Source organism: Micromonospora globispora (assembly GCF_003857015.1).
GTDB lineage: Bacteria > Actinomycetota > Actinomycetes > Mycobacteriales > Micromonosporaceae > Micromonospora > Micromonospora globispora.
Genome location: NZ_QGGF01000713.1, coordinates 1 through 565 on the forward strand (window position 1 = coordinate 1; position 565 = coordinate 565).

The 565-nt window shown below is 75.4% G+C and carries 1 protein-coding gene; it reads left to right on the plus strand.

Annotation, left to right across the window (positions count from 1 at the left end; all coding sequences use genetic code 11):
• On the plus strand, positions 1-565 hold a 565-nt coding region (locus DKL51_RS32720; protein ID WP_124813192.1), incomplete at both ends, for a type II secretion system F family protein.

Sequence of the window (565 nt, forward strand, 5' to 3'; positions counted from 1 at the left end):
GCAGGGGTGTGGACCCTGCCGCGGGTGCTGGGCCCGGACCGGGAGCACCAGCGGTCCCTGGGGCGCATCGAGGCGATCGCGACGTGGGCGGAACTGCTGCGCGACACCCTGTCCTCGGCGGCCGGGCTGGAGCAGGCGATCACCGCGACCGCCGCGGTCACCCCAGCGCCGATCCGCGCCCAAGTCCAGGCTTTGGCCGATGGCGTCCGGTCGGGGGCGCGGCTGCCGGACGCCCTTCGGGTCTTCGCCGCCGAGCTGGCCGACCCGACCGCCGACCTGGTGGTGCGGGCGTTGCAGCAGGCCGCCGGCTACCACGGCGGGCAGCTGACCGACAGCCTGACCAGCCTCGCCGCCACCGCCCGCGAGCAGGCGTCGATCCGGATGCGCGTGGCCACCACCCGGGCCACCACCCGCACCGCCGCGCGGGTCATCACCGGCACCTCGGTGGTGATGGTCGCCGGGCTGATCGTGCTCAACCGCGGCTTCCTCGCCCCCTACGGCACCCTCACCGGGCAGATGGTCCTGCTCCTCGTCGGCGCGGTGTTCGCTGCCGGGTTCTGGTGGC